The 26,249-nt window shown below is 53.5% G+C and carries 27 protein-coding genes, 1 tRNA gene and 2 riboswitches; of the genes, 14 read left to right on the plus strand and 14 right to left on the minus strand.

The window, feature by feature from the left end; all coding sequences use genetic code 11:
- The first annotated feature begins 489 nt into the window (after nucleotides 1-489).
- The 9 genes from guaB (at nucleotide 490) to MHI24_RS16865 (ending at nucleotide 8,473) form a co-directional block, all read left to right on the plus strand.
- Complete coding sequence (gene guaB, locus MHI24_RS16825) at nucleotides 490-1,947, plus strand: IMP dehydrogenase (protein WP_340026710.1); 1,458 nt, start codon at nucleotides 490-492, stop codon at nucleotides 1,945-1,947.
- 127 nt (nucleotides 1,948-2,074) lie between these two features.
- Complete coding sequence (locus MHI24_RS16830) at nucleotides 2,075-3,472, plus strand: D-alanyl-D-alanine carboxypeptidase family protein (protein WP_340020695.1); 1,398 nt, start codon at nucleotides 2,075-2,077, stop codon at nucleotides 3,470-3,472.
- A gap of 118 nt (nucleotides 3,473-3,590) precedes the next feature.
- Nucleotides 3,591-4,472, plus strand: a complete 882-nt coding sequence (pdxS, locus tag MHI24_RS16835) for a pyridoxal 5'-phosphate synthase lyase subunit PdxS (RefSeq protein WP_340020696.1) — start codon at nucleotides 3,591-3,593, stop codon at nucleotides 4,470-4,472.
- 16 nt (nucleotides 4,473-4,488) lie between these two features.
- A complete protein-coding gene (pdxT, locus tag MHI24_RS16840) occupies nucleotides 4,489-5,073 on the plus strand; it encodes a pyridoxal 5'-phosphate synthase glutaminase subunit PdxT (RefSeq protein ID WP_340020697.1) in 585 nt (194 codons plus the stop codon).
- Between the two features lie 89 nt (nucleotides 5,074-5,162).
- Nucleotides 5,163-6,452 (plus strand): serine--tRNA ligase, encoded by a 1,290-nt coding sequence (gene serS, locus MHI24_RS16845; protein WP_340020698.1) that lies wholly within the window; start codon nucleotides 5,163-5,165, stop codon nucleotides 6,450-6,452.
- Nucleotides 6,453-6,517: 65 nt separating this feature from the next.
- A tRNA-Ser gene (locus MHI24_RS16850) sits at nucleotides 6,518-6,606 on the plus strand.
- 155 nt (nucleotides 6,607-6,761) lie between these two features.
- Entirely contained in the window at nucleotides 6,762-7,103 is a 342-nt protein-coding gene (locus MHI24_RS16855) for a hypothetical protein (protein WP_340020699.1), read from the plus strand.
- A 12-nt stretch (nucleotides 7,104-7,115) separates the two neighbouring features.
- A complete protein-coding gene (locus MHI24_RS16860; protein WP_340020700.1) occupies nucleotides 7,116-7,268 on the plus strand; it encodes a small acid-soluble spore protein P in 153 nt (50 codons plus the stop codon).
- Between the two features lie 104 nt (nucleotides 7,269-7,372).
- Entirely contained in the window at nucleotides 7,373-8,473 is a 1,101-nt protein-coding gene (locus MHI24_RS16865) for a DUF6612 family protein (RefSeq protein WP_340020701.1), read from the plus strand.
- A 73-nt stretch (nucleotides 8,474-8,546) separates the two neighbouring features.
- On the opposite strand, the gene MHI24_RS16870 is transcribed toward MHI24_RS16865, so the two are convergent.
- Nucleotides 8,547-9,125, minus strand: coding sequence for a GNAT family protein (locus MHI24_RS16870; RefSeq protein WP_340020702.1), 579 nt, complete (start codon nucleotides 9,123-9,125; stop codon nucleotides 8,547-8,549).
- A 41-nt stretch (nucleotides 9,126-9,166) separates the two neighbouring features.
- A complete protein-coding gene (tadA, locus tag MHI24_RS16875) occupies nucleotides 9,167-9,616 on the minus strand; it encodes a tRNA adenosine(34) deaminase TadA (protein WP_340026711.1) in 450 nt (149 codons plus the stop codon).
- Between the two features lie 365 nt (nucleotides 9,617-9,981).
- Between tadA and MHI24_RS16880 the strand changes: the two genes are divergently transcribed.
- On the plus strand, nucleotides 9,982-12,312 hold the full coding sequence (locus MHI24_RS16880) for an ATP-binding protein (RefSeq protein WP_340020703.1): 2,331 nt from the start codon (nucleotides 9,982-9,984) through the stop codon (nucleotides 12,310-12,312).
- Nucleotides 12,299-13,000 carry a pseudouridine synthase gene (locus MHI24_RS16885; RefSeq protein ID WP_340020704.1) on the plus strand — a complete coding sequence of 234 codons (702 nt, stop codon included), beginning with the start codon at nucleotides 12,299-12,301 and terminating at the stop codon, nucleotides 12,998-13,000. Before MHI24_RS16880 ends, MHI24_RS16885 begins: the two co-directional genes overlap by 14 nt.
- Nucleotides 13,001-13,052: 52 nt before the next feature.
- Here MHI24_RS16885 and motB read toward each other — a convergent pair whose 3' ends face one another.
- Both motB and motA read right to left on the minus strand, forming a co-directional pair.
- Nucleotides 13,053-13,880, minus strand: coding sequence for a flagellar motor protein MotB (gene motB, locus MHI24_RS16890; protein ID WP_340020705.1), 828 nt, complete (start codon nucleotides 13,878-13,880; stop codon nucleotides 13,053-13,055).
- On the minus strand, nucleotides 13,864-14,664 hold the full coding sequence (motA, locus tag MHI24_RS16895) for a flagellar motor stator protein MotA (RefSeq protein ID WP_340020706.1): 801 nt from the start codon (nucleotides 14,662-14,664) through the stop codon (nucleotides 13,864-13,866). The genes motB and motA overlap by 17 nt, the downstream gene beginning before the upstream one ends.
- Before the next feature lie 203 nt (nucleotides 14,665-14,867).
- Here motA and MHI24_RS16900 point away from each other — a divergent pair, with 203 nt between their 5' ends.
- Nucleotides 14,868-15,161, plus strand: coding sequence for a hypothetical protein (locus MHI24_RS16900; protein ID WP_340026712.1), 294 nt, complete (start codon nucleotides 14,868-14,870; stop codon nucleotides 15,159-15,161).
- A gap of 208 nt (nucleotides 15,162-15,369) precedes the next feature.
- Nucleotides 15,370-15,645, plus strand: coding sequence for a 4a-hydroxytetrahydrobiopterin dehydratase (locus MHI24_RS16905; RefSeq protein WP_340020707.1), 276 nt, complete (start codon nucleotides 15,370-15,372; stop codon nucleotides 15,643-15,645).
- 111 nt (nucleotides 15,646-15,756) lie between these two features.
- Here MHI24_RS16905 and MHI24_RS16910 read toward each other — a convergent pair whose 3' ends face one another.
- From MHI24_RS16910 to MHI24_RS16935, 6 genes are all read right to left on the minus strand, one after another.
- On the minus strand, nucleotides 15,757-16,113 hold the full coding sequence (locus tag MHI24_RS16910) for a cytochrome c (RefSeq protein ID WP_340020708.1): 357 nt from the start codon (nucleotides 16,111-16,113) through the stop codon (nucleotides 15,757-15,759).
- A 127-nt stretch (nucleotides 16,114-16,240) separates the two neighbouring features.
- Nucleotides 16,241-16,726: a GNAT family protein gene (locus MHI24_RS16915; protein ID WP_340020709.1), complete on the minus strand. Its 486-nt coding sequence runs from the start codon at nucleotides 16,724-16,726 to the stop codon at nucleotides 16,241-16,243.
- A 240-nt stretch (nucleotides 16,727-16,966) separates the two neighbouring features.
- Entirely contained in the window at nucleotides 16,967-17,458 is a 492-nt protein-coding gene (locus MHI24_RS16920) for a C40 family peptidase (RefSeq protein ID WP_340020711.1), read from the minus strand.
- A gap of 4 nt (nucleotides 17,459-17,462) precedes the next feature.
- Nucleotides 17,463-17,606, minus strand: a riboswitch (cyclic di-AMP (ydaO/yuaA leader).
- A 394-nt stretch (nucleotides 17,607-18,000) separates the two neighbouring features.
- On the minus strand, nucleotides 18,001-18,429 hold the full coding sequence (locus tag MHI24_RS16925) for a C40 family peptidase (protein WP_340026713.1): 429 nt from the start codon (nucleotides 18,427-18,429) through the stop codon (nucleotides 18,001-18,003).
- Nucleotides 18,430-18,486: 57 nt separating this feature from the next.
- A riboswitch (cyclic di-AMP (ydaO/yuaA leader) is annotated at nucleotides 18,487-18,626 on the minus strand.
- A 219-nt stretch (nucleotides 18,627-18,845) separates the two neighbouring features.
- Nucleotides 18,846-19,679: a hypothetical protein gene (locus MHI24_RS16930; RefSeq protein WP_340020712.1), complete on the minus strand. Its 834-nt coding sequence runs from the start codon at nucleotides 19,677-19,679 to the stop codon at nucleotides 18,846-18,848.
- A 9-nt stretch (nucleotides 19,680-19,688) separates the two neighbouring features.
- Entirely contained in the window at nucleotides 19,689-21,704 is a 2,016-nt protein-coding gene (locus MHI24_RS16935) for a M1 family metallopeptidase (protein ID WP_340020713.1), read from the minus strand.
- Between the two features lie 103 nt (nucleotides 21,705-21,807).
- Here MHI24_RS16935 and MHI24_RS16940 point away from each other — a divergent pair, with 103 nt between their 5' ends.
- Nucleotides 21,808-22,314 (plus strand): YwhD family protein, encoded by a 507-nt coding sequence (locus tag MHI24_RS16940; protein ID WP_340020714.1) that lies wholly within the window; start codon nucleotides 21,808-21,810, stop codon nucleotides 22,312-22,314.
- A 91-nt stretch (nucleotides 22,315-22,405) separates the two neighbouring features.
- On the opposite strand, the gene MHI24_RS16945 is transcribed toward MHI24_RS16940, so the two are convergent.
- The 4 genes from MHI24_RS16945 to MHI24_RS16960 all read right to left on the minus strand — a co-directional run bounded on the left by MHI24_RS16945 (nucleotide 22,406) and on the right by MHI24_RS16960 (nucleotide 26,049).
- The gene (locus MHI24_RS16945) at nucleotides 22,406-22,885 is read right to left on the minus strand and encodes an AbrB/MazE/SpoVT family DNA-binding domain-containing protein (protein WP_340020715.1); all 480 of its coding nucleotides are present in this window, start codon (nucleotides 22,883-22,885) and stop codon (nucleotides 22,406-22,408) included.
- Nucleotides 22,886-23,175: 290 nt separating this feature from the next.
- On the minus strand, nucleotides 23,176-23,853 hold the full coding sequence (locus MHI24_RS16950; RefSeq protein WP_340020716.1) for a DNA-3-methyladenine glycosylase: 678 nt from the start codon (nucleotides 23,851-23,853) through the stop codon (nucleotides 23,176-23,178).
- Nucleotides 23,795-23,998, minus strand: coding sequence for a hypothetical protein (locus MHI24_RS16955; RefSeq protein WP_340020717.1), 204 nt, complete (start codon nucleotides 23,996-23,998; stop codon nucleotides 23,795-23,797). The genes MHI24_RS16950 and MHI24_RS16955 overlap by 59 nt, the downstream gene beginning before the upstream one ends.
- Nucleotides 23,965-26,049 (minus strand): PBP1A family penicillin-binding protein, encoded by a 2,085-nt coding sequence (locus MHI24_RS16960; RefSeq protein ID WP_340020718.1) that lies wholly within the window; start codon nucleotides 26,047-26,049, stop codon nucleotides 23,965-23,967. Before MHI24_RS16960 ends, MHI24_RS16955 begins: the two co-directional genes overlap by 34 nt.
- Nucleotides 26,050-26,249 lie beyond the last annotated feature (200 nt).

Consider the following 26,249-nt stretch of genomic DNA (forward strand, 5'->3'; position numbering starts at 1 on the left):
ACTTAATTCTTTCGATTCCAGCCCAAGTAACCGTAACGCGTTCCAATAGATGCTGTTAATCCAATTGCTTCCGCCGAATGCGCAGAAACCAGCAAAATAAGATACGTTTGTCCAATTACTTTCCCGGCTCACCTAGATTGATTCGGCCAGATCAGCCAGAGGGAAGCTCCCCAGCCAGTGCCATAAAGATGGTGTATACAAAAATGTCCACCACACACGGACTTTCGTCCAAGAATTCGCTTACCTGAGGCCGGTTGGCGAAATCCTCTTCCAGGTGAAGTAATGTTCTTGACAGGCCAAAAGGCCTTTGCTAAGATGGCAATAATATATTTTTGGACTAGCCTCTCAAACCTTAACTGAAGACATTATTATGTTGAACTCCCAGGCTCATACCGCTGTCTATCGGGTATGGACTTGAATCAGGAGTTTCTTTATTCATAAGTTGGCAGGCGGGTGGAGACAAGAACATTTTGAGGAGGAATGACCCAGGTGTGGGAAGATAAGTTTGGTAAAGAAGGATTGACTTTTGATGATGTGCTGCTGGTTCCGCGTAAATCCGAGGTGCTGCCCAAGGAAGTGGATCTTTCTACTGTACTCAGCAGTGGGGTTAAGCTTAACATCCCGCTGATCAGTGCGGGTATGGATACTGTTACAGAAGCTGCTATGGCCATTGCGATTGCCCGTGAAGGCGGGGTCGGCATTATCCATAAGAACATGACTGTGGAGCAGCAGGCTGGGGAAGTAGACCGCGTGAAGCGGTCCGAAAGCGGCGTAATTACCAATCCTTTCTCTCTCACCCCGGATCATCTGGTCTCAGATGCTGAACGGCTTATGGGCAAATACCGTATTTCCGGCGTTCCGGTTGTTGATGAGTCCAACAAGCTGGTTGGCATTATCACGAACCGCGATATGCGCTTCATTCATGATTACAGCGCACCAATCAGCGAGTATATGACACGCGATAACCTGGTAACGGCTCCGGTCGGCACTACGCTTCAGGAAGCTGAAGTGATGCTCCAGAAGCATAAGATCGAGAAGCTGCCGCTGGTGGATGATAATAACATTCTGAAGGGCCTCATTACGATCAAGGACATTGAGAAAGCGATCCAATTCCCGAACGGCGCGAAGGATGCCCAGGGACGCCTGCTGGTAGGCGCAGCGATCGGGATCTCCAAGGATGCCGAAGAACGTGCCCAGGCGCTGATTGACGCAGGTGTGGATCTGCTGGTTGTAGATTCTGCGCATGGACATCATATCAATATTATTGAAGCTGTACGCAATCTGCGCGCTAAGTATCCTGATCTTACGATTGTAGCCGGTAATGTGGCTACAGGTGAAGCTACACGCGAACTGATCGAAGCCGGGGCCTCCATTGTGAAGGTAGGCATCGGGCCGGGCTCGATCTGTACAACCCGCGTCATTGCCGGTATCGGTGTACCGCAGATTACTGCGATCTATGATTGCGCAACGGTTGCCCGTGAATACGGGGTGCCGATCATTGCAGACGGCGGTATCAAGTACTCCGGAGAGATTACCAAGGCGATTGCTGCCGGGGCATCAGCGGTTATGATGGGCAGCCTGTTCGCAGGCACGGAAGAAAGCCCAGGAGAATCGGAATTGTACCAGGGACGCAAGTTCAAGGTATACCGCGGAATGGGCAGCATGAGCGCTATGAAGCAGGGCAGTAAAGACCGTTATTTCCAGGATGATGACAAGAAGCTGGTGCCTGAGGGTATTGAAGGGCGTGTAGCCTTCAAGGGGCCGTTGTCCGATACCGTTCATCAGCTGATCGGCGGACTGCGTTCCGGTATGGGATACTGCGGAACGAAGACGCTGGAGGAGCTGCGCAATGACACCTCATTTATCCGTATTACCGGAGCGGGTCTTCGCGAGAGTCATCCGCATGATGTGCAGATCACCAAAGAAGCTCCGAACTATTCGCTGTAAGCTGCGGAGAATCGCATATTTTGCTGACAGGCAGGACGAATTCGTCCTGCCTGTCTTTTTTTGCAGATACCCCTGTGTTAGAATAGAACAAGCACTGATTTGAGAAGTAAAAGGAGAGTAGTAATCATTGAATTCCAAGCGGAAACTAAGCGGTAAGCAAATTGTGATTAAGACAGCGACTGTAGGTCTGCTTCTAAATATGTTAGCATTTCCGGCGGCTTCTGTAATGGCAGAGGCTGCTTCCAAACCGGCTGCGACATCATCCGGCAATAAAGCGGCAGCTGCAGCCCCGGCCAAAACAGCCGCAGCCAAGATTCCAAGTGTGGAATCGCTGGGGCTGAATGTACGATCAGCAGTGCTGATTGAGCCTACAACAGGCGAGGTGCTGCTCTCGCTCAATGCCGATCAGCCGATGCCACCGGCAAGTATGACGAAGATGATGACTGAATACCTTGTGACGGAAGCTGTCAATAGCGGCAAAATCTCCTGGGATCAGAAGGTTACTATTCAGGAGAATGCATCCAAGCAGATCGGTTCCCGGATTTTCCTCGCTAAGAACGACGAACATACCGTGAAAGAACTCTACATAGCGATGGCCGTAGGCTCTGCCAATGATGCTACGGTTGCCTTGGCCGAACTGGTCGCGGGCTCAGAGCAGCAGTTCGTCACGATGATGAATGAAACAGCGAAGAAGATGGGCATGAAGACGGCTCATTTCATTAACTCGACCGGGCTTGACCGCAAGGACATGCCTGCCAAATTCCGTCCCGAGGCTGAAGGCGAAACGGTAATGTCCGCGATGGATGCTGCTATTCTCGCCAAGTACATTGTCACCGATCATCCGGATTTTACCGATTTCACCACCATTCAATCCTATAAGTTCCGGGAACGCGATGCGAAGCCGATGGTTAACTACAACTGGATGCTGGAAGCCAACAAGGATATTCCGAACTTCAAGGCTTATGCGTATCCTGGTCTTGACGGGCTGAAGACTGGCCATACCTCCAAGGCGGGGAACTGCTTCACCGGAACGGCTGTTAGGGACGGTATGCGTCTGATCAGCGTTGTTATGGGAGCTGACTCTGAAGCCCACCGCTTCACAGAGACGAAGAAAGTGCTGGATTTCGGCTTCAACAACTTTGAGATCAAGCAGGTAGTTGCGCCTAAGGCAGTCATTGCCGGTACGGAGACAGTTCCCGTGCAGAAGGGCAAAGATAAACAAGTATCTGTCGTTACGGATGCGGGGGTTACGTTCATGGTACCGAAGGGAACAACCTCGCCGCAGATCAAGACAGCAGTGGTGACGAATGATCCCGCTACATTGATTGCCCCGATTGCCGGAGGCAGCAAAGTAGGTAAAGTCACCTACTCCTATCAGATTGAAGGGATGCCGCAGGTTCAAGAGAAAACCGTCAACCTGATTACTGCCGAAGAAGCAGAGAAGGCGGGCTGGTTCAAGCTGCTGCTGCGGGCGATCGGGAGCTTTTTCAGCGACTTGTTTAAGGGAATCAAGGACCTGTTCTAAGAAACTGGTTAGCTAAAGCCGGCAGTACGGTCAAATCCCAGCAAATGGGTTGTATATATGACCGCCTTACGGTAGAATTACAAGTTAGATTGGGATAGATTAAGCGGGAGGCGGAGACATGGAGACAGGAACATCGCGGGTTAAGAGAGGTATGGCAGAGATGCAAAAGGGTGGCGTCATTATGGACGTCATGAATGCAGAACAGGCAAAAATCGCAGAAGCAGCTGGTGCAGTAGCTGTTATGGCGCTGGAGCGGGTTCCTTCCGACATCCGTGCAGCGGGCGGAGTTGCACGCATGGCCGATCCCACAATTGTTGAAGAGGTTATTGCAGCAGTGAGCATTCCTGTTATGGCAAAAGCCCGTATCGGCCATTATGTTGAAGCCAAGGTGCTCGAATCTCTGGGTGTTGACTATCTCGATGAGAGCGAAGTGCTCACGCCTGCCGACGAAGTGTTCCATATCAACAAGCATGAATTCACTGTACCTTTCGTATGCGGGGCCAAAGACCTGGGTGAAGCGCTGCGCCGGATCAGCGAAGGAGCTTCCATGATCCGTACCAAGGGCGAGCCGGGAACCGGCAACATTGTAGAGGCTGTCCGCCATATGCGCTACATTAACAGCCAGATCCGTAAAGTGGCAAGCCTCTCGCCGGATGAGCTATATAATGAAGCTAAGACGCTGGGAGTACCATATGAGCTGCTGTTGGAAGTACACCAGCTGGGCAAATTGCCTGTAGTTAACTTCGCTGCCGGAGGTGTCGCTACGCCTGCGGATGCTGCACTGATGATGCATCTTGGCGCGGATGGCGTGTTTGTCGGCTCGGGAATCTTCAAATCGGACAACCCGGAGAAGTTCGCACGCGCCATTGTAGAAGCAACTACCCATTTCACAGACTATAAGCTGATTGCTGAAGTGTCGAAGAACCTGGGGACCCCGATGAAGGGGATTGATATCGCCTCGCTGACCCCGGCTGAACGTATGTCGGAACGCGGCCGCTAAGAGAGAAGGCTTCTGGATGAGAATAGGAGTACTGGCGCTGCAGGGCGCTGTAACGGAGCATATAGTTAGTATCGGGAAGACCGGGGCTGAAGGAGTGGCAATCAAGCGTACAGAGCAGCTTAGCGAGATAGACGGCCTGATTATTCCCGGCGGTGAGAGTACAACCATCGGCAAGTTAATGCGCAAATACGGCTTTATCGAGGCGATCCGCGAGTTTGCCGGGCAGGGGAAGCCGATCTTCGGCACCTGCGCCGGTATGATTGTATTGGCGAAGCAGATCGAAGGCGGAGAATCCGCTCATCTGGAGCTGATGGATATTACTGTTGCCCGGAATGCCTTCGGCCGCCAGCGGGAAAGCTTTGAATGTGATCTTGAGGTGAAAGGCATCACCGAGCCAGTGAGGGCGGTATTTATCCGCGCGCCGCTGATTACCGGAACGGGTAAGGACGTTGATGTGCTTGCTGTCTATAACAGTGAGATTGTAACAGCGCGCCAGGGCAACCTGCTGGTTTCTTCCTTTCACCCGGAATTGACTGATGATTATAGGCTGCATCAATATTTTGCCGATATGGTTGAGGGCAGGATTGCGGCCAATCTATAGAACTGCATATAAGAACATCTTTGACTCTTTCATAGCTGTCCATGACGGCCTGATGAAAGAGTTTGGGCTGTTTTCAGGAGGGAAACGTTGTGTTAGATGTTAAAGTATTGCGCAGTGATTATGCCAGAGTTGAAGAGGCGCTGAATAAAAGAGGGAAATCGCTTGATCTCATTGCCGGCTTCCCGGAGCTTGACCTGCGCCGCCGCGAGCTGTTGCAGGAAACGGAAGGCCTCAAAAACCGCCGGAATACCGTCTCGGCAGACGTGGCCAAGAAGAAGAAGAATGGCGAGCCGGCCGAGGATCTGATCGCAGAAATGCGTACCGTATCCGACCGGATCAAAGAGCTGGACGATGAGGTACGCGAGCTTGAAGCCAAGATTGATGAGCTGACGATGAGCATTCCGAACATTCCGCATGAGTCGGTGCCTGTCGGCAAGTCTGAGGAAGATAATGTCGAAGTCCGCCGCTGGTCGGAGCCCAAAGAATTCGGCTTCACGCCGAAATCACACTGGGAGCTGGCGCAGGAGCTGGATATTATTGATTTTGAAGCGGCTGCCAAGGTTACGGGTTCCCGGTTCGTGTTCTATAAGGGCCTGGGGGCCAGACTGGAGCGGGCGCTGATTAACTTCATGATGGATCTGCACAGCGGTGAGCACAACTATGAGGAAATGCTGCCGCCGTATATCGTCAATAAGGACAGCCTGTACGGAACAGGACAGCTGCCGAAGTTCGAAGAGGATCTGTTCAAGCTGCGGGATACTGAATATTATCTGATTCCTACAGCGGAAGTGCCTGTGACGAACTATTACCGGGAAGAGATTCTGACGGCTGCCGATCTGCCAAAGTATCATGTGGCCTACAGCTCCTGCTTCCGGTCAGAAGCCGGATCTGCCGGACGCGATACGCGCGGCCTGATCCGCCAGCATCAGTTCAATAAGGTGGAGCTGGTGAAGCTGGCCAGTCCGGAGACCTCCTATGAGGAGCTGGAGAAGATGACAGCCGATGCGGAACGTGTTCTGCAGCTTCTGGGCTTGCCTTACCGCGTCCTGCTGCTGTGTACAGCCGATATGGGCTTCACCTCCGCGAAGACGTATGATCTGGAGGTATGGCTGCCGGAGAGCGGAATGTACCGTGAGATCTCCTCCTGCTCCAATACAGAGGACTTCCAGGCCCGCCGCGCCAATATCCGCTACCGTAAGGAGCCTAAGGCCAAACCGGAATTCGTGCATACACTGAACGGCTCTGCACTTGCTGTGGGCCGCACCGTAGCTGCGATTCTGGAGAATTACCAGCAGGAGGACGGAAGCGTACTGATTCCGGAATGCCTGCAGCCGTATATGCGGAATGTGAAGTCGATCAGCCCGAGAACTGCCCAATAATTGTGCTTGCATATGATTTAATCGGTGTGGTATAATTCCTAATGCATGTGAAATTTGATTGCATTGGAGAGGTACCGAAGCGGTCATAACGGGGCGGTCTTGAAAACCGTTAGGGTGCAAGCCCACATGGGTTCGAATCCCATCCTCTCCGCCATTCCCTACAATAATATAATGAAGATGGAAGCCGTTCTCCTCTGGGGGGCGGCTTTTTTGCAGTTTGGTGTGCTCTAATGGAAGGAACCTGGGCTCAGCGGGAATAAAAAGCCGTCTTTCTCCGCAATGTATTAGAGAAGGAGGCTGATAATCAAGATGGACCGACAACTACAAGTAGACCAGCAGAGTCTGGTATCTGCCTGGCAGGAGCGTATGCCTGCACTGATGGAGGAGGGGGAGAGCTTCAGTGTGCAGGGAGATGCCGCTAATCAGAACAGCCTGCTGATCCATTTCAATGCTGCCGGGCGGCAGGGGTATTCTCTGGATTTCCGCTGCACGTATGTAGACAGCCGCGAGGTGGCGGTAGATCTGCTGGATGCGGAGCAGCACGGCGCGCCTGCCGATGATCATCTGGAGGCAGTACAGGCATTAGCGCAGCAGTATACGAGACAGATTCATGAGTGCGCCCAGGCCCTTCAGGGCATAACCAATCCGTAGGAGGTCAATCCGATGAGCAAGCCAAAGAGTATGCCGGTTCCCGGTGTACAGCAGGACGGTCAGGAGCCCCGTAAAGAGCATCATTCTTCAGGGCCGGAGCCGCTGTCCGGGTCCAAAAAGGTGAAGCAGGCCAATCATGTGGATCATCATAATCCTCAGGGCTGAACACAGAATGTAATGAAATTACTGAGAAATGTTTCTCATATTTGCCAAATGGTTTATCATTAAGGAGGGGAAAGAAATTTTGTACATGGGAGAGGAGAAAAATAATGAACAAAAAATGGGGGTTGTCCGCTGCCGCACTGATGCTTAGTGCTGCATTGATCCTGCCGGGATGTGCGAAGAAGGAGGAACCGAAGGAAGCTCTGACCGCTGCCGCATCCAAGGCTACGACGGACATGAAATCTTACGAAATGAAGACGAAGCTTGTCATAAATGATCTGACAATTGATACAGGCACGAATGAAGCAGACGCATCAACCGGGCAGATCATGAGTATGCTGAAGAACGCTGAGCTTACCATTGATGGTGTCTACCAGGCAGAGCCTATGCAGACAGAGCTTACTACAGTTCTGAATCTCAAAGGGGATATGGCCATGTCCTTCACAGTTCCAATGGTCATGACTGGCGACAAGTTGTACGTTAAGGTGCCTTCAATTCCGTTCCTGCCGATTCCGGAGACGATTGTAAATAAATTCGTTGAGCTGGATCTTAAAGAGCTGGCGGAGCAGCAGGGAGCAGAATTCAATCCTTCACAGATGGATGCACAGAAGATGCAGAAGCTGTCGAATGAAGTGATGAATACCTTGCTTGGCGAATATGATGAGACAAAGTACTTCAGCAATATTAAGCCCAAGGATGCCGGCCTGCCTGAAGGCGTAGAAGCCAAGCAGGTCGTTCAGTTCAAGGTGACTAACGATAATGTCAAAGAGGCGCTCACCATTCTGGTGAACAATGCGATGCCGAAGATTATCGATATTCTGGGCAAGGACGAATACAAGGATCTGCTGCAGATTGAACCTGCCAGACTGGCTGAAGCCAAAGAAGAGCTTCAATCCAGTGAAGCTCGTGCTGAATTCGACAAGAATCTGGCTGACCTGAACAAATATCTGACGATCAACCAGTTCCACCTGAATACGGCCCTCAATAAAGACGATTATCCGGTATATCAGGATATGTTGATGGATATTAAGGTAAACGACCCTGATAAGGGTGAGAATGTGACTGTATCGATGAATGCCAGCAACCAGTACAGCAAGATCAACGAGAAACAGACCTTCAAGATTGGTATTCCGCAAGGCGATGATGTGATTACCCTCGAAGAGCTGCAGCAGCAGTTCGGCGGTTCGGGTATGAGCACTACTTATTAATACAAAATAATCCCCACCTGAAGATCCCGCAGAAGCGCTTATGGCTCCTGCGGGATTTTTGGGCGGTGCTGCTTCATTCAGAGGCCGTCTCTGCCCTGGTCAGAAAGTCCTCCGCCAGGATGGCATAAGTGCGGTGGTCCTGCCATTCTCCGTTAATCTTAATGTAACGGCGGGCCAGTCCCTCTGCCTGAAAGCCGTTCTTCTCCAGTACTCTGCGTGAGGCGTTGTTATGGGGCAGGATGGCAGCCTGTACCCGGTGGAGCCCCAGAGAGCGGAAGGCGTACTCCAGGACGAGATGGACGGCTGTGCTGGCGTACCCTTTGCCCTGCCGGGTGTGGTCAATCCAATAGCCAATGTCGGCATATTGCCCCACTCCACGGACTACATTGGAGATTGTAATCTGTCCGATCAGCTCACCGCTCAGAAGAAAGATGCCGAACATATACGCCCGGTCCACCTGAGTCTCCAGTCTGCGCTGATTAATCAGATGATGCTGGCTCTCCAGCGTGTAGTAATCCTCATCCCGCAGCGGTTCAAATTCCTGATGGGCGGTGCGGTTGTTCAGACGCAGTTGAAGCAGCGCCTCGGCATCCTTAAGCTCCAGCAGCGAGAGATAAATCCCCTGAGGGGTGTTATACAGCTTGAATGACATGAAACATCCTCCTTATGAAATTATACATGTGTAGATGCGGGTTAGAGCCGGGCAGGCCTCTGCTGCCGCAGCCGGCGGAAGAAGGAGGTCAGCAGCTCCGCGCATTCTTCCTGCAGGACACCCTGGATCACCTCGGTCCGGTGATTGAAGCGGGATTCCTCCAGCAGGTTCATCAGGGTGCCTGCACAGCCCGCCTTGGGGTCAGGTGTCCCGTATACGGTAAGCGGCACGCGGGCCTGAACCATCGCGCCTGCGCACATCGGGCAGGGCTCCAGCGTAACGTAGAGCCTGCAATCGAGCAGACGCCATGACCCGAGGGCAGTGCTTGCTTCACGGATCGCGACCATCTCTGCATGGGCGGTGGAATCGAGCGTGGTCTCACGCAGATTATAGCCCCGGCCGATGATGGCATTGTTATGAACGACAACTGCCCCGATCGGCACCTCGCCCAGGGCTTCGGCCTTACGCGCTTCTCCGATCGCTTCTGCCATCCAGTGTTCGTGCAAGGCCCGCTCTTCGGCTGACAGCTCTTCCAGACGTATATTCAATTTCATCCTCCCTTCTTAGAGTACCCCTTGTCCAACGAACAAATATTCGCGCTTAACAAATTGTGCATAACTCTGTGGATAAACCGCTACTTATACACAAAATTGTGCACATCAGAGCATGTTTAATTGTAGATATGTGCATAACCTGTGGATGGTCCTTATTTATTGTAGAGAAACTGTGCGAAGAATTCAATATTTTCCGTTGTTTAGGCAGTTTGGAAATGTCTTTTCAAATGAGGGGGCAACAGGTATGATTATGATGAATGCCCCGCTAGGATTTACCAGCGGATAAGAGGTGAAGATTACGCTTGTCCATCAAAACGAAGTTATCAGTGATTCTATTTGGCTCTGTACTCCTGATCCTGATGCTCAATCTTACACTTAATCTGTATGCTGCCCGGAATAACCTGCGTAATGAAAGTGTAAGCAATATGAAGATCACGGCGAAGCAGGTGGCCGTCTCGGTGGAACAGAGCAGTTACAGCTCCAACTATGTTCAGCACAAAATTGCCCAGAACCTCCGGCTGATCGCCATTCTGGCGTCGTATGAGCTGGACCCGGACATTAACAATATTGATAATAGACAGCTAAAGGATCTGGCGAATAAGCTTGCAGTGTCTAATATTTCGCTGCTGGTCAAGACGGATGATGATATTGTCGTTGCCAAGTCATCGGACCCTGCGGAGATCGGGCTGTCAACCAAGGGAATGGGGTACTGGTATGTAGCCTTTCTTGAGCTGTTTGCAGGCCAGCGCGTCTCTGTGGACAAGGGGCAGTCGCTGGAGAATTTCTGGTCCGGCCCGTTTGAGTTTTCGACATCCAATCCCGATTTTATCGACAAATGGGGTTACTATTACGACGGCAAGCGCAACTATATCATAGATCCGTATGTCCGCAGCACAGCGGTAAGCGACTATGTCAAAATCATGAATCCGGAAGAGATTATCCAGGAATCCAAGGCCGTCAACCCGGGGATTCTGGAGATTACGGGCATTAATCCGCAGACCTTCGGTTCGTCCAGCATGATGCCTGACGGCACCGATCCCAAGAATACGAAGCTGCGCAACCGTCCGATTCAATATGGAAGCTACACTTACGGCAATATAGCAGAGGATAAGGCGGCCATCCGGGATGCGCTGAACAAGAGTGAACCGGTAACCCTGGATACAGAAGCCCTCGGCAAAAGAGTACTGAAGAGCTTCATCCCCATCTCACAGCCCGGTGCAGGGGATTACGTCATCAGTGTGGTCATGGACTATTCTACAATCTCCTCTGTCATTAAGGAGCAATTGTTCAATAATATTACCACATCGGTATTACTGCTGGTTGTTTTCTTGCTGGCCAGTTATATTATGGCCGGTGTTGTGACACGCCCGATTAAGGATATACTGGCTAAGGTGAACGATGTGGCCAAAGGGAAGTTCGAGCCGCCACTGAATGTGGCCAGCCGCGATGAGCTTGGGCAGCTGGCCCAGCGGATTAATGCGATGACCTCGCATTTGCTGCAGCACACGAACCGGCTTGGCCAGACACTGGAGGAGAACCGGGCAGTGAAGGAGCACCTGGAATCGGTGATTAACGGAACCTCGGATGCGATTCACACCGTGGACATGGAAGGGCGGATCATCAGCACGAACAGGGCTTTTGAGGAGCTCTACGGCTGGGGAGCGGAGGATGCGCTGGTCAAGCCGCCGTATCTTGTACCGGCTACGGTACAGGAGCAGGAGAATATCCGCCTGCAGCTGCTGAAGGACGGGGCGACACTGCCGCCGGTGGAGACTGTCCGGCTCAAGCGGGACGGCTCGCTGGTGGAGGTCAGTGTCAGCAGCTCGGTGATCCGGGATGAAGAGGGGCAGCCCCAGTCGGTGGTGCATGTCTCGCGTGATATGACCGAGCGCAACCGGATTGAGGAGCTGCTCCGGCGTTCCGAGAAGCTTACTACGGTCGGCCAGCTTGCGGCTGGGGTAGCCCATGAGATCCGTAATCCGTTGACTACCTTAAGGGGCTTCCTGCAGCTTCAGCAGGAGAAGAAGGTGCTGGTCCCCCTGCATATTGACCTGATGCTCTCGGAGCTGGACCGGATTAATATGATTGTCAGCGAGTTTCTGATTCTGGCCAAGCCGCAGGCCGTTCATTTCCAGCAGAGGGATCTGCGGCATATTGTCGGCGATGTGGTCTCGCTGCTCGACAGCCAGGCGCATCTGTTCGGCATAGAGTTTGCTACGAACTTCTCGCCAGAACCAGCCATGGTGCATTGTGAAGAGAATCAGCTGAAGCAGGTCTTTATCAATGTCATCAAGAACGCAATCGAAGCGATGCCGGACGGGGGAACGATTACCCTGGAGCAGCACCGGCAGGATGATTCAATCGTCGTTATCATTACGGATGAGGGCGGAGGCGTTCCCGAAGAGATGCTGCCCAAGCTGGGGGAGCCGTTCTTCACGAATAAAGAATCAGGCACCGGGCTGGGCCTGATGGTCAGCCAGCGGATTATCCAGGCCCACAAGGGCAGTCTGGAGATCAGCAGCGAGTATGGCCGGGGCGCGCAGGTCATTATCAAGCTGCCGGAAGCGGGAGCGTCTGGTCCTGCAGACGGCATGAATACAGAACGGAGTGAAGACAACCATGAGAATCAATAAATTCATCAGTGAGACAGGCTACTGTTCACGCCGTGAAGCGGACAAGCTGGTGGAAGGGGGAAGAGTGACCATCAACGGTGAGCCCGCTTCCCTGGGCAGCCAGGCTGAAGCCGGGGATATAGTGCTGATTGACGGCAAGCCGCTGGAGAAGGGCCACAGGGTCGTCTATATTGCGCTCCATAAGCCGGTAGGGATCACCTCCACAACGGAAGCGCATGTGCAGGGCAATATTGTCGATTTCATCGGCCACGAGGAGCGCATCTTCCCCATCGGCCGGCTGGATAAGGATTCGGAGGGTCTGATTCTTCTGACCAATGACGGGGATATCGTGAACAAAATATTACGTGCAGAGGGCAAGCATGAGAAGGAATACGTGGTGACTGTGGACCGGCCGGTTACGCCGTCTTTCCTCACCGGTATGGCCTCGGGAGTGAAGATTCTGGGCAGCAAGACGCTGCCCTGCGAAGTCACACGTGTCAGCGAGCGGGTATTCCGCATTGTGCTGACCGAGGGCAAGAACCGGCAAATCCGCCGGATGTGCAGCGCCTTCGGATATGAGGTGCGGCGGCTGCAGCGCATCCGGGTTATGAATATCCGCCTGGGTGCCCTGAAGACCGGAGAATGGCGCGAGCTGACCCTGCAGGAGAAGCAGGAGCTGGGCGGTATGCTGAATTATCAGCTGCAATAACACAGAAAGAGCTGTTCTGACAGGCCAGGGCCTGCCGGAACAGCTCTTTCTTTCATTGGGCGGGAGGGGCTGCATTGGTTACATCAGTAGTCTCTGCCGCCGGATCTTTATACTTGCGGAGAATTGACACTTCCACCCGGCGGTTCTTGGCCCGCCCGGCCTCCGTAGCATTGGAAGCGATGGGATGATATTCGCCAGAGCCGGTCGGGCTGAACTTCGTCGGGTCCAGGTTCGGATTCAGCAGCAGAATCTTCATGAAATGAAGGGCCCGGTCCACGCTTAGGTCCCAGTTCGAGGAGTATGTGCTGTTAGAGATCGGAACATTATCGGTATGTCCCTGCACCAATACCTCGTAATCCGGGAATTGCTGCAGCATCGTAGAGATGGACTTGGCGAGCTGGCGGGCATCATCCTTCACCACCGCCTGCCCCGAGGCGAACAGAGCGTTGTCGCTGATCGTAATCATCAGCTGGGACTGGTTCAGCTTCGTGCTGAGCAAGTCGGTCATTCCGTTATTCTTAATATATTGATCGAACTGCTTCTTCAGCTTCTCCAGGTCTTCCTGCTCCTTGGCGCGAAGCTTGGACAGCTCGGCCGTTCCGGTATTCTTGTCAATCACACTGTTCATTTTGTCTTTCTTGCCCTGGTCCAGCTGGGTATCCGTAGGCGAATCGGACCGGTATTCCAGAACGCCGCCGCCGCCGCTGAGCGCTGAGTTGAAGGCTTCGGCCATCTGCTGAAATTTCACAGCGTCCGTAGCACTCATGGCATACATAACCAGGAACAGCGCGACCAGCAGGGTCATCAGGTCAGAATAAGGCAGCAGCCAGGATTCGTCGGCATGTTCTTCGTGATCCTCATGCCTAGTCTTTTTGCTCACTCGAACCGCCCTCCTTCTCGCTCAGCTTGGCGCGTTCGGACGGAGTCAGGAAGACTGACAGCTTCTGGTTAATGGCAATGGTCGATACCCCGGACTGTATTGAGAGCAGACCCTCTACCATCATCAGACGGACTTCAATCTCCTTCTTGGAGATCCGCTTCAGCTTGTTGGACATGGGGTGCCACATGACATAACCGGTGAATATCCCCAGCAGGGTAGCAATGAAGGCACCGGCAATGGCGTGAGCCAGGACGTCCATATTACTCATATCGCCCAAGGCGGCAATCAGCCCGATAACCGCCCCCAGCACCCCTAGTGTTGGAGCGTACATCCCCGCTTGGGAGAAGATCAGTGCGCCGGCTTTGTGTCTATCCTCGGTTGCGTGGATATCCTCCATTAAGACATCGCGGACGAATTCCTGATCGTTGCCGTCAATGATCATCCGCATGCCGTTCCGTAAGAAGGCATCCTCGATTTCATCCACGCTGGATTCCAAAGCCAGCAGGCCCTCGCGGCGGGTGATCGAAGCCCAGTCCATGAACATGGTGATCAGCTCCGGCTTGCCGATCATCTTTCTTTTGACGAACAGAATCTTCATGAGCTTAGGGAAGTTCTTAACCTCTGACATAGGAAAGGCCATGAAGACGGAAGCGGTCGTCCCCAGAAAGATAATGACGTAGGCCGCGGGGTTGTTCAAGCTGGCCAGCGGAGCATGCTTAAGGACCATCCCCCACACTACAGCGATCAGACCAAACACCAGGCCCAGAATTGTTGAAATTTCCATTTATGCACCTCATCCATGAGTAATAAGAAGTGATCGACTGCCCGCGTATTTCGTCCTTGAAGCGCGGGAGAACACACTGCTCGTAACCAAATCACGTATATTCTTATTTATCGACAGCATTCCGTTTTTTGTGAAGTGATTTTTTCGGCTATAATGGATAAGGTAAGGTATTATTCATTAGCGGAGAAAACGGAGTGATTGATGTGGGAGTTAAGCATGGCAGAGATTACAGTGAGATTCTGGTTGATCTGACAGGAGCCGTCGGACGGATTTCGGACGGATACATTTTTTTTGAGATGGACCCTGAGGAATGGGAGCACCTGCCGGAGGAATCGAAGCTGGAGGTGTGGGAGGCGCTTGCGGAGGATCTGTTCTATGCGCTGGGCAATGAGCCGGTCATCCAGGTGGGCAGCGGGGTTGTGATGTACGACAAAGACACCCACCGTATTAATATTCTGCTTGGTGATGAGGATCTGGCTTCCGTTCTGCTGGTGTAAGCCATCCGGCAATTAGCCCCGCGGTTTGTCCCCGGGATCAGCCCATGTTAAAATTGGGAGGAAGTAATATTTGCCGGGAATCAGGAATACATTTAATCAAAAAAATCTTTGGCCTGGCACATCCCTTGGACTTTCAGAAGCTGAGGGATGTTTTATTTAAGGAGAGAGTGCAGTACTGTACAGTTAACTTAGCAAGGGAGGAAGCACATTGCAATTTACAGAGGAAGAGCTGCAGGAAGAGGTCGGCAAGCTGGAGGGCTGGAGGCTGGAGAAGGAGAGCCTGGTGCGCAAGTACATGTTCAGTGAATACATGAAGGGAATCGCTTTTGTGGATGAGGTGGCTGCCATCTCGGAAGCATTCGATCATCATCCGCACATCACCATTGATTACAAGACCGTTATTCTGCGCCTGGCTGCAGATGCGGAGAAGCTGGATATCCGCCAGGCCCATCAATTTAATGAGGCCTTTGAGAAGAACCGTTAGGGAGACAGTATCTATAGATATGGAAATGACAGGTGAGCCTGAATCATAAAAATGCCCGCTCCAGGAGAGAATTCTCTGGCAGCGGGCATTTCACATTGAATAGTAGACGTATTATTTCTTCTCGGCCAGCCATAACGCAATGTTGGCAATTTCTTCAGGGGCCAGCTTGTCTTTGAAAGGAGGCATTTGCCCGCGTCCCTTGGTGACAATCGTGAAGATCTGTGCTGCATCGTGCTTGCCGCCTTCCTGCTGCAGGCTGGGGCCTACACCGCCCTGAAGCTGGTCACCGTGGCAGGAGATACAGCTGGCCTGCACGGTAGCCTCTGCACTGGCAGCATCCAGCACCACCTCAGGCATCGTTGGTTTATTCTCTTCGGCCACCTCGGACTTGCCGGGTAAGGTAAACATTAAGATCACTGCAAAGGCGCAGGCGGCAAAAAACAAACCGCTCATGATCCATTTCTGCATCTGCATCCGTCCCTCCCTGTAAGCTGCTTCTTCCATTATAGCGGATGGTGAAGCGTTATCATAGTATTTGTGTCAAAAAAACGAACGGAAAACCCCTGCTTTTTTGCACATAACCATGCCTCGGGTGTTATTTGTCATAGACCATGCAATAAAACGGCTTATTGCCGGTAGGCGTTCTGCGTTCATACGTATCGGTTATGGTGAACCCGCTCTTCTGGTAAGCGCGGATAGCGCGCTGATTCCAGGTCAACACCTCCAGATCGATCTCCCGCTCCGGGTAACGGGCCAGTGCAGCCTGCACGATAGCCTTCATGAACTGCTGCCCCAGGCCATTGCCGCACAGGTCCGGCCGCATCCCCACGCCGAGCCTGACTACACCCTCCATGGGGAACAGCTGGGCGAACCCGCACAGAATGCCTTGTCCGTCCACCACAGAAACATATTGCTCGCTGCGCAGCTGCGGGTCCCCGAATTCCACGCCTAGTGCCTGCATCTGCTCCCAGGACATCCAGCCGTATATATTGTAAGGCGGGCTATATTCCCACTTGCAGATCTCTTCGGCATGAAGCGATTCCATCGGTACTACATAAAAGGTTAGCGGAGAACGAATCATAGGCCAGTCTCCTCTCGTTAAATGCTCTTGTTAACTATATATACATCATACGCCTGATTCCGCGCAAATTCCTTGCCGGGAGGCGGAAACTTGACAAATGCGAAAAAATATTTTCTGAAATGCCGGAAAGGGTGTTTGGCCAATTCTGAGACGGGTAAGTAGGGAGTAAGAAAGAAAAAGCTCTTCCCCAAAGATGTGTTATCATCCTGGAAAAGAGCCTATGCATTAGCAATATGAAGTCTATTGTACGTCGTCGTTGTCCTGGGAATCCGTCGCTACCGTCTTGTAAGCGTCTGTGCTCATAATGCGCTTGGCACCGATATAACGGTTGACATAATAGCTGTCGCTAAGCGAACTGATGGTAACCCCGCGGGAAGAAGAAGCATGTGCGAAATCGCCGTCACCGACATAAATGCCGACATGGGAGACGCCTCTGCCATTGGTATTGAAGAATACAAGATCGCCTGCTCTTAGCTCATCACGGGATACGGCTGAGCCCATCTGGTATTGGGAACCCGATTGGTGCGGCAGATTAATGCCGATCTTATCAAAAACATACATGGTGAATCCGGAGCAATCAAAGCCATTGGTGGTAGTACCGCCGGATACGTATTTGGTTCCGATGGCCTTGTCGATCACCTTATCCATCTTGGAATCCGCGAAAGCGCTTCCTGCCCCGATTGTGAAGATAATGGATAAGCTCAGTACTGCGGCTGCTAGCTTCTTCTTCAAAAGTAAATACCCCTTCCGATGCCTACGAGGTTAGCTTAAGGGTTCGGTTGAAGGTCCCCTATGACCCCTCTTAGAATAGGAGGTCAATTCACCCAAAACTGGTTCCCCCGTTTCCCTAATTCATTAGGGAACTCGGCACGACTGTTGATTAGGATTAGCTATTTATCCGATTCATGACAAAAACTTGATTAAAAGTCACTCAATAATTACAAAAATGTTACTAAAAGCTCACTGCGATAATTGTAGCAAAGACTGCAGAGATTGGCAATCACTAATAACATATTAATGCATCTTTTTTGTGTTTTTTAGAGTTATAGCCCATCGTTAGGACAAATATCTATGCGTACAGCCAGTTTTATATGTTTTTTTCTTTTGGTTTTCCATAAAATGCTGTTTCAAGATCGGAAATCCGGTGTAAAAGGTAGAATAAGGTAAAGGAAAAACCCGGAAATGATTACGGCAATAATCAAATTCCGGGCTTCTATAAGTTACATTTGGATGTTAGAGGTTAACAGTTGCGGGGTTTGATTCAAACGTTCAGCTCAATCGTACGCGACAGCCTGGTAGGCTGTGGTGCTCATTACCCGTTTGGCGCCAACGTAGCGGTTGGCCCAGTAGGACTGGCTCATTGAAGTGATAGTGACTCCGCGTGAACTGGAAGACTGTGCAAACTTACCGTTTCCGACATAAATACCAACATGGGACACTCCGTTGCCCAGGGTATTGAAGAATACGAGATCGCCGGAACGGAGATTGCTCTTGGATACGGCCGTCCCTACTTTGTACTGTGCCTTAGAGGTGCGCGGCAGGGTAAGTCCTACATTCTTGAACACATATTTGGTGAATCCCGAGCAATCAAATCCGCTGGTGGTGGTGCCTCCGGTTTTGTACGACGTTCCAATGGTTTTGGAAATGACTTTATCCATTTTGGAATCGGCGAAGGCGCTGCCCGCCCCAAGTGTGAATACCATCACAAGACCCAGCGCTGCGGCGGTGCATTTCTTCTTGAAGTTCTGAACTCTCAACAGATGTACTCCTTCCAAGGCCTGCGGGGTTAGCTTAAGGATTCGGTAGAAGGTTCCCCTATGACCCCTCTAAAGCGAGATCAATTCACCCAAAATATGGTTCCCCCACTTCCCGGTGCAAAGGAATTAGGCGTGTTAGGCACCAGAATAGTGACATATCGACAACGTTACATTTCATGGTTGGCAGAAATTCATGTCATAAAGATTACAACTTTGTTACTAGTACAGCCATCATTGTAACAGAGGATTTTCCGATTTGCAAATGCTTTTACCCATCCGGCTGTCTATGCCCAAAGAAAAAAGAGTCCTGCGCCCTGGGGAAGGGGCGGTGACTCTTTTTAGTATGCCGGATTATCCGGAGTTTATTGTGGAAATGATTTGCTGGACCATAGATGGTACTGTGCAGCGATTCCCCACATGTCAAGCAGGTTAGAGGGCAGCGGGGCTGCCTGGCGCAGCAGCAGTGCGGGCAGGCCGGGATACAGCAGCGCGGACGCACTGCAGATCAGCAGCACGGCGAGACTGCCCGCCCCCATAACGATAGATATACCAATGGAGGGCAGCAGTACCTTGAGGCAAACCAGCAGCGAGGAGAACATCCCGGTACCGGCGGTATATCCGAACTGCATATAGAGCAGGAGCTTGCGGATGATGAAGAGGTAGAGGAGCCAGCCCAGCACATAGGGCACAAGCTTCAGCAGAAGCGGATAATTCATGATGCCGCCAAGCAGCAGCCGGTACATACGCGGAAGCAGCCAATAGAGCGGAAGCAGGGTCAGCACCCACTCGGCAAGGCTGAACAGCAGCACAGGCAGCCCGTACTTTTTCATACCCGGAAAAAAGAACAGCCCCCGCGCCCCGGCGCGCTCCTGATGAAGCTCATGCAGCAGACCTGCCCGGATGAAAGGGGAGAGCAGCAGCCGCAGGACCGTCAGGCCCAGGAGGAGCCACAGCCACCGGAGCACCGCAGGATCGCTCTGCAGGGCCGTATGCCCCTCGATATAATACAGCAGCCTGCCCATTTCGCTGCCGCCGGCGCCCGGGTCAGGGTAGCGGAGCAGCACAGGAACCACGGCGCTTTTAATGAATTTGTACAGGAAATATCCCCAGAACAGCCGGTAGATAAACAGCAGAATCAATATATAGAATTGCTCTTTCATGCTGAGCCAACCGCGGGCTATTGAACTTTTCACCATTCCCTCACCTCACCAGCCAAGAGTTCCGAGCAGAGTTTCCAGCAGTGTCGTCGCACTGAGCGTCCAGCGGGAGAGCGTGCGCTCCTCCAGCCCCGCCATGCGGAAATTGTTAAGATGTCTGCTCTCCAGCAGGACAGAATGCATCGGATCAATCTCAGCGGAGACCAGAGGTGCCTTGTACGCTAACTCGAAGGATGTGGACTTGCCCTCGCCATTCCAGTACTGCTGCACGGTGTACCCGTCGGAGAAGGTGAATTTAACGGGGACATCGGAATATAGCGTGCCTTTGTTGCTTACGTCCACTACCGCCTTGTACCCGGGTGCTTCGCTGCCGCCGGCCTCACTGGCAGAGAGCCTTATATCGTCCACTGCGAAATCGGGAGCGCCTCCGGCATAGACATAGCGGTCAAAATAAGTCTGCCAGGACTGCTTGGTTACCTTCTCGACAATCTTCTGGAAGTCGGCGGTGGAAGGATGCTTGAAGCGGTATTTGCGGGCATAGGCGGAGAGAATGGCATCCATATTCTTGGCTCCCGTAATCCGCTCGATATCCTTCAGCACCAGCTTGCCCCGGATATACACATTGCGTGTGTAGGCATCGTCGCCGCTGTATTTCCAGGTCTCCAGATTGAGCGGCTGCGATGACGAGACCAGGCTGGACTGGAGCGGGAGGCTTGCGGCTACACCGTATTCCTGCTCCATCAGCCGGTCCTCGGCGTAAGAGGTGAAGCTCTCATCCAGCCAAGCTTCTTCAAATTCATTGCTGGCCAGCATCCCGTAGAAGTACTGGTGGCCGATCTCATGGATGATGGTGCGCTCCAGCGAGGTTCCCGGCGAGGCCTCCGCAGCGCCGAAGGCGGTGATCAGCGTCGGATATTCCATTCCCCCTGCGCCGTTGCCGGACTCCGGCGGAACGACAATGGACAAGGTGGAATACGGGTAAGGGCCGTACCATTTGCTGAAGGCGGTCAGCGCCGCCTCGGCTGCCTGGAAGTAGCGCTCCTGCAGATTCTTGTGCAGCGGGTCTAGATAGAGCTTGATCCGTACACCCGGCACCTCCGGCGCTGAGAAAGCCTTCTCCGCAACCACGAAATCGGGCGAGGCAGCCCAGGCGAAATCATGCACGTCGTCTGCGTAGAACTGATAGATCTTGCGGCCCTGCGCCAGCCGGGCGTCCTTCACCGGGAAGCCGGTTGCGGCCACGATATACCCGGGGGGAACAGAGATGGTGACATTGTAAATTCCGAAATCACTGTAGAATTCGGAGGTGCCGTGATACTGGTGCAGATTCCAGCCTTCCTCCTTCAGACCTCTTCTGCCGGCCGGCTCGTACACGCTCAGCTTCGGGAACCACTGTCCGGCCATAACGAAGCGGTCAGCAGTGCCCATCCGGGCGAATATTTTGGGCAGCTTGACCTCGAACTTCAGCCGTACGGTCACACTCTCGCCGCCGTTAACCGGCTGGGGCAGGTGGACCTTGAGCAGTGTCCTGTCATGGACATTGCCGTCATCCGGCTGAACGTACTGGGTGCGCTGCATCAGCGACACGCCCTCGGAGGTCCGCAGATCGGTGAGCGTGATGCTGCCGTATCCGCCTGCGGGCATGGAATCTCCGCGCAGCTTACCCCCGGATTCCTTCATGAAGGTAGTATCCGCTGAAGCGAATGCGTTGGGATACAGGTGGAAATAGAGCTCCTGAACCGGTTTTTTGCCCGGATGGGTCCAGGTGAGCGTCTCGGAGGCTGTCAGTGTCCCGGTGTCCGGCAGGAGCTGCACATCCATGTGGTATTCGACCACACGCTGGCTTAGCGCCTCAGTCTCAGGGGGAGACATCGCTTCCTCCGGATAGGTGGACTGGACCGGCTGCTGCCGGGGGATGACGGCGGGGGACTTGGCCTCTTTTGGCGCAGCGGCTGTCCATGCGGCAGGGCTGTGCCCCGCCTTCAGCCAGATTCCGCCTCCAAGCAGGAGGATAACGCCCAGCATTGCGAAGATGAGGGTATACTTTAATGAATGTGGCTTCATATTGTGATTCCTCCCGTGACAAGCATCTACGGGATGTATATGTTTGCAATCGCCGCATTATTAGCTAAAATTAAATAATTAGTGAATGGAGAGGAGTGCTACTGTGGATAACGTACAACCAGGAGGCAAGAAGCAGATTGCCCTGAATATTGTAAATGCCAAAGCGAAGCATAAAGGGTTCGGCGCAGGCTCTATTGATCTGAACAATGTATCGCCCGTCATCATTGACCGGGGGGAGGCCGTTATCGATATCGGTGCCATGCACGCCAAGAGTAAGGTGGAGAAGGGAATCAAATTCTCCACGAACCGTGAGGATGTGCCGGAGGGAAGACAGGTCTGGGTCGTATGGGTGGCTGTAGACCGTACACCGGAGGGACAGCATTACGGGGGAATCACCGCCTGCGAGATGTGGATTGATACGGAGGCCCGCCGCGGCTGGAAGATTCTTGCCGATCATGTGAATAAGCTGGATGCCGCCCTGAAGCGGAAGGTGATCCTGGAGGGACTCGGGAGTACGGAGCGGGCAGCGCTGAAGTCACTGCTGATCGCTCATAATGAAGAGTGGTGGGCCGCCTCGCCCGAAGAACTGAAGGCCGCATTGTCAGAATAGAAGAAGGTGCGCAGGCGCACATAAATGAAGGCTTGGCCCTCTGTGATGGAGAGCCAAGCCTTATGCAGGTTCTGGGTTGGGATGAATAAGGTTACTGGGGAGCCGATCGTCCGGAAGCCCCCAGCTTGCGCTTGAGCTGGCTGACCCTGGCCTGGCTGATGCCAAGGACCTCGGCAAGCTGCTTCTGATTGGCGTAGGGATGATCTTCCATGGCTTGCTGGAGACGTTGACTCATCTCCTCCGTCTTGGTTCTCCGTCCGCGGGGAGGACCCTGAGGCTCCGCTGAGACCGGGGAGGCGATGACCGGTTCTTCTGATCCGCGCGCCGGATCACTCAGCTCCTTCAGGCAGGAATTACAAATAAACTGATCCTTGTAGTACGTTACATGATCAAGGCTTCTGCAAAAGGTGCATTCTGTCGAGGTGTACTTGCGGAGGACGATAATATCGTCATCCAGAATAAAAAATTCGATCGGGTCCCCAATGTCAATATTGCGCGTCATGCGGATTTCTACGGGAACTACAATTCTTCCAAGACTGTCTAGACTCCGGATCATACCTGTATCTTTCATCCCATGTTCCCTCATTTACTTATTTATATTTTTTGTAGATATATATGATTATAACAGTTATTGTAAGTTTAGAGAACGGGGAAAGCGCGTTCAAACAGGGGGAAATATTGTAATTTTATAGGAATGTTTATCATTTTATGGCGAAAGAAAATATTTTGACGAATAAACCTGCCCTGGTACGACAGAAACAGAAACAGCCTCTCCCTGTGGAAAGTTCCAAGGGAGAGGCTGATTAGGGTTCAATTCTATATACCCCGATACAAACCCTGCCGAAACAGCGGTTGGGCAATTCAGTCCGGAGCGAACGGCCGGGCCTGAGGGTCAATGACTGATACATAAGGATTACCCTGGAGATAGAAGCGCCAGGGACGGTCCGCATAGTCTTCGGCATAGGGAATATTGATGCGCGGAGCCTGTACAATGCTCAGGGATTCGGCAGGCTCCCCCTGTTCGATCCACATTGCGCCTTCCTTAAGGTCGAACCTCGACAGGTTCAGACTTTTATCGATCCGCAGCGCCCTGCACAGCTTGCCCGGTCCCCCGGACAGATCAGCGGGCTTCCTGACCGCTATGCCCCTGTAGCGGGCCATTAGCTCGGCATCGCGGGCGGTTAGCGGTTCTACGGCCCGGATGAGGACGGCATGAGGCTCGTCTTCTGCGGCGGTTACGACATTCACGCAATGGTACATTCCGTAGATCAGGTAGACATAGACTGCCCCTCCGCTGCTGAACATCGCTTCTGTCCGAAGGGTGCGACGTCCGCCGTAGGCATGGCTGCCCTTGTCCTCGGCGCCGCCGTAGCTCTCCGTCTCGACAATGCGGCAGCGGATCTCCCCGTCCTCCGTGCGGCGGACGAGGTGCTGGCCCAGAAGGCGGGGCGCAGCTTCCAGGGCAGGCAGCGCATAGATTTCAGGCGGCAAAAGCGTCCCGGCACCCGCCTCCCGGCTGCCGGATGAATTGGGCTTCATGAATGGAGTGGACACCTTCCTGCGGCAGAGTCAGACGCTGGATGCGCCTGCGCCGGATTGTTGTTCCTTCCATCCTAACGCAAGCTGCCTGGAAGCGGCAACCCGGCCCGGTCAGTTCATCCACCAGCGCTTGATGCTGTTCCATAGCGAACGGTCTTCCTTCTCAGGGTCTGCTTTATCGGAAAGGCCGCCCCCGCCCTTGCCTTCGGCAGGAGAGCCCGTCTCCCCTTCACCGTGCAGGCTGCAGTATTCTGTCGGCTCTGTGCCGCTGATGAAGGCTTCAAGCTTCTTCTCAGGGCAGTCGGCGGTAGCGAGCAGGCCGGACTGCGGATTCACATAGACGTTGACCACACCAGGCGGAATCGGGAAAATCTTCGGCGGCACATTCTCCAGCGCCTGTTCCGTGAACTGCGCGAAGATCGGCGCTGCCCGCCTTCCGTCAGCGGTAGCAATCTCCCGGCCCTTATCATACCCCACCCATACGGCGGTGGAGAGCTCCGGGGTGAAGCCGACCATCCAGCCGTCAGTGTCGGTCGTGCCTGTCTTGCCGGCGACCGGGCGCTTGATCATCGCGGCGACCCGGTTGCCTGTCCCCCCGCTCTCGAACACCCCTTCCATCAGCCGGGTCAGCACATAAGCGGCCGCCGGGTCAACCACGGATTCCCCCTGTGGCTGAGGGGCTTCATATAGAAGGTTCCCGGCGTTATCGGTGATCTTCAGGATGGCCGTTACCGGCTGCTTCACTCCGCCATTCGCAATCACCGCGAAGGCGGAGGCCATCTCCAGCGGGCTGACCGGCGAGGTGCCGAGCGCCAGCGAGGGCACGCTGTGCAGCGGGCTCTTGATCCCCAGGGAAGCAGCCATCGCAGCCACCTTGTCCGCGCCGATCTTCATGATCGTGTTCACGGCATAAATATTGTCGGAGGCGGCGATCGCCTGCTGCATATTAATCTCCCCGAGATACTTGTCGCCGAAGTTCCGGGGCTGATAGGTTTTGCGGTTGTTGTCGTAGTGGAACAGGGTCGGCTGGCTGTTGAAGACGGACAAGCCCGTCATCTCCTTGGAGGCCAGGGCCGTCAGATACATGACCGGCTTGAACGAAGAGCCGGGCTGGCGGGTACTGGCCAGGACATGGTTGAACGGGCTGGAACGGTAATTGGTCCCGCCGACCATAGCCTTCAGATAGCCGGTACGCGGATCTATGGAGACCAGCGCGGTCTCCAGCTCACTGGCCGGGTCCATGCCCTGATCCACCGCCGCTTCCGCAGCCTGCTGCATATCCGGGTCAAGCGTGGTGTACACATTCAGCCCGCCGAGGTCCAGCTCGTCGCTGCTGAGCTTCAGCTTGTCCATCACAAGCGTGCGCACATAATCGCGGAAGTACGGCGCAGCCACGGTCGTATCCTTTTGCCCCTGCGGATTAAGCCTTAGCTTCTCACCGGCAGCCTCCCGGGCCTGGGCCTCCGTAATATCCCCTACCTCGGCCATCGCGCTCAGAATAATCCCCTGGCGCTTCCTGGCGCTATCCAGATGGTTATAGGGGGAGTAGTAGGTCGGGCCTTTGGGAATTCCGGCCAGCAGAGCGCTCTCCGCCAGATCAAGCTCTGCGGCAGACTTGCCGAAATACATCCGGGCCGCCGCTTCTATCCCGTACGCACCGTGGCCATAATAGATTTCGTTCAGATACATATTCAGAATTTCGTCTTTGGTATATTTCATCTCAAGCTGAAGGGTATACAGCGCTTCCTTGCCCTTGCGGGTCCAGGTCTTCTCATGGGACAGGTACAGATTCCGCGCCAGCTGCTGGGTGAGGGTGCTTGCCCCCTGGGAGCGCTTGCCCGCCTCCAGATTCGCGAGGACTGCTCTGCCCATCCCCTTCAGGTCAAAGCCGATATGATGATAGAATTTCCGGTCCTCTACTGCCAGTGTGGCCTTGATGAGCAGAGGGGAAATCTGGTTAAGCTTCACAGGCTCGCGGCTGCGTCCGTCTGTGGTGAAGGTGGTCATCACGTTGCCTCTGGCGTCGAACAGCCTGGAACGGACATCATCCCCGAGCGGGGGCAGCGGTTTGTGATATAAATATCCCAGCAGCGCCCCGGCCCCCAGCACGAACAGGAGGGCAGAGACACCCAGCAGCCGGAGAAACAGGCGGAAGCGGCGTCTTGGGACTTGGGGTACGGCAGAATCGCGCGTCATGGCATCAGGCTCCTTCTTATTCAAGCGAAGACACAGCTGGCATAGCAAGGCCGCTGATGGCTTGTATTCCTCATTATGGGAAAGGAAGGGGGGAGATATTCATGGGCGCGAACCTCCCCCCTGTAATTTTGCTGCCCGTTAACCCGATATGGTAAAATTCTCGATATAGTGTACAATGGGAAAGCGAATATGAACTTTAT

The sequence above is a fragment of the Paenibacillus sp. FSL K6-1096 genome (assembly GCF_037977055.1).
Lineage (GTDB): Bacteria > Bacillota > Bacilli > Paenibacillales > Paenibacillaceae > Paenibacillus_AQ.